Here is a 2,147-nt window from a genome sequence, read left to right on the forward strand (position 1 = left end):
CTGTCACACCAATTTCTCTGCCCGCAACAGCTCCTTCAAAATGCACTGTGCGTGAGACAATATCGACAATATCAACAGCCCCCTTGCCAGAGAAAAAATTGGCTCCCTTAGCGCCAAAGGTAATATCCCCACCTCGCACCTCAAAGCCTTTCAAAAAACCGCTCGCATCAATTTCGGGAACACCTGTGGTTAAGGTCGCATGGGGCGTATTGATAAAGCCACAACCATCACAGCTTATCCCATTGGGATTGGCTATAATCACATCGGCGGGGCTCCCAAAAACCTCTCCTGGACCATGAAGCGCACTGCGCTTGCTGCTGGTCACTTCATTTAAAATCACTTTCGCTGAACCCGTGAAACGCAAATGCGGATTGCCCGGCATAATGCCCCCCAACTGCGATTGCCCCACTTCTTGCGCATGATTGTTCCAAATCACACCCGGATTTCCAATATTAAAATCGTTATATTTATTGTGCGATAAGCCCTTGCCATTGGGGGTAACAATATCAATCGAGGGAACCCCATTGGGCGCTGCCACTATATCTGGACGATGGGCGGCATTCGCGTTAGGATCCACAGTAATTTGTGCCTGTAACGCTGAAGGGGCTAACAAACAAGAAAAACCAAGTCCCCCAAATAAAACCTTTTTGAGCATCGTACTGGAGACTAAAACACCTAATAAAGCTGCTCTTTCTGCTCTCTTCTCATATCTCATACGTTAACTCCCCAATAAAAAATGCTTAAAGTTCCATTGTTAATGTCATAAAAAATGTTCCTGATTTTTTGTGCTTAACTGTGCTCCAAAAAATACTGGAATAACTGGCATCAAGAGAGACCATGCCTCCCGCAAGCTTGACACCTGCTGTCCAACCGGCAAGCTGATCATTCTTAATCCCATACAAGGGTTGTGCAAAAACACGCCCATAATCCAAACCAACATAAGGGCGAAGTTCTCCAAAAACCTTTTTGAAGGTCGCGTGATTGCTCCACGGAATGGTGCGTAGCAACAAATCATTCCGGCTAAAAAAACCGTTATTGCCAAAAAGCAAACTCTCACGCGTGCCACGAACATTGGAAGCGCCCCCCAACGAAATCTGTTCAGCTCCCAATAAATTATGCGGTGAATATTGACCACTCAAAAGATTCCTCAGTATAAAGTCCAAGCCCCCTATCTTAAAAGGCGTCATGACACTAAGCGTACCGGTAAATTTGGCAAATTGTGGCTCCGCATCCCCTGCTCCTGGCGCATGTTTCTTTACTGAATGAAACAAGGGAAGACCTTGCAAATAACTCACATCAAAGGTCCAAGTCCCCCCCAACATCTGGCGAGAATGCGAAATGCCAAAATTGGCGACGCTATATTGACGGCTGCCCACTTCAATCTTATTGCCAAGAAGGTAATTGTTGGTTCTTTTATAAGAAAGACCCAAATTCAAGGTTGTAAGGGAAACACTATCACGGTAAAGAACCCTGCTTGTACTGGCGTGCAACTCACTGGAATCCCCCGTCGTCTCAATATCGGTAAAATTGCCAGGGATTATGCTTTGGTAATTATAAACAGTGCCATTCAATCCAAAGGTCCAATAACCATATGGAATACTCACACTCGCTGAAATGTTATTGCTATGTCCTTCTTGCTTGCTCCCACCCCAATAATCGGGCTCACTGCGTTGATAGTTAAAATCCCACGCATCATTCATCCCTAAAATATTTTCTACCCTCAAGCCCGCACTATAACGCGCATAACCCGTGGAAGATTGTCCCATATTGTCATGAGAAACAGTAACCTTGAACGTTTTATCGGGATGATTGTTAATATTGACAATGGTGCTCCCTTCTTCACTCCCTGGAAGAAGTTCGCTTTGAGCGTGCGCTGAACTCAAACGATTGATCTGATCAAGCCCCTGTTCAATATCGCGCATGTTCAGAACATGACCTTGAAGCCCAGGAAAAGCACTCCATACAACATTATTATAACGAGACGCCGGTGAACCATTATAGTAAATCTCTGAAAGCTTGCCCTCAACGACAACAAATTTGAGCGTCTTGCTGTTTTTGATATCTTGATCAGGAATATAAAAACGCGCCGTTACATAGCCTTGATCCAAATAAACTTTGGTTAACTTCTTGATTAAGAGCTGAATATC

2 protein-coding genes are annotated in these 2,147 nt (G+C 44.6%); both read right to left on the reverse strand.

Annotated features, from left to right (window positions below):
* A partial coding sequence (locus tag ACFIQC_RS09670) for a filamentous hemagglutinin N-terminal domain-containing protein (RefSeq protein ID WP_375707122.1) occupies positions 1 to 715 on the reverse strand: 715 nt, incomplete at its 3' end.
* Positions 716 to 740: 25 nt separating this feature from the next.
* The coding region (locus ACFIQC_RS09675; protein ID WP_375707123.1) for a ShlB/FhaC/HecB family hemolysin secretion/activation protein at positions 741 to 2,147 on the reverse strand (1,407 nt) is incomplete at its 5' end.

This window comes from Bartonella sp. AA126HLJHH, assembly GCF_042197425.1.
Taxonomy (GTDB): domain Bacteria; phylum Pseudomonadota; class Alphaproteobacteria; order Rhizobiales; family Rhizobiaceae; genus Bartonella.